Below are 427 nucleotides of genomic sequence, written 5' to 3'. Positions count from 1 at the left end.
GGAGGCTTCCGTCCTCGTGGACGCGGACATGGTCCTCACCGGCGCCGAGGACGCGTTCGATCTCCACGCCGGTCCCGGTCTCGGGGACCTCTGCCACGACGACCCGGCCGGGATGTTCCGACTGCACGACGCGCAGGAGTCCGAGAACTGCGCCGGCGGCGACCGAGGCACCGGTCAGGAGTACGACGAGCCGGGTGGCGCCCAGCTCGGTCGCGGACGTGAACTGCTGCACGGTGGTGAGCACGTCGGTGAGCGCACTGCGGTGGTCACTGAGATCCGGTGCCAGCAGCAGCACGGCCGGTGGCCGGATTCCGGCGCCGACCGCGGCCAGGAGTGCGTCGACCTCGGGGTAGCGAGTTCCGCCGATGCCGAGCCGGTCCACGCCGAGGACCGCACGCTCGGGGATGTCCACCAATTCTGCTGCGGT

General features: G+C 71.2%; 1 protein-coding gene. It reads right to left on the bottom strand.

The window, feature by feature from the left end:
- Nucleotides 1–412, bottom strand: a 412-nt coding sequence (locus AAH979_RS43180; protein ID WP_346263905.1) for a hypothetical protein, incomplete at its 3' end; no start/stop codon positions are given.
- Between the last annotated feature and the right edge of the window lie 15 nt (nt 413–427).

This window comes from Plantactinospora sp. ZYX-F-223 (assembly GCF_039649625.1).
GTDB lineage: Bacteria > Actinomycetota > Actinomycetes > Mycobacteriales > Micromonosporaceae > Plantactinospora.
This window is presented reverse-complemented; position numbering and strand designations above follow the sequence as displayed.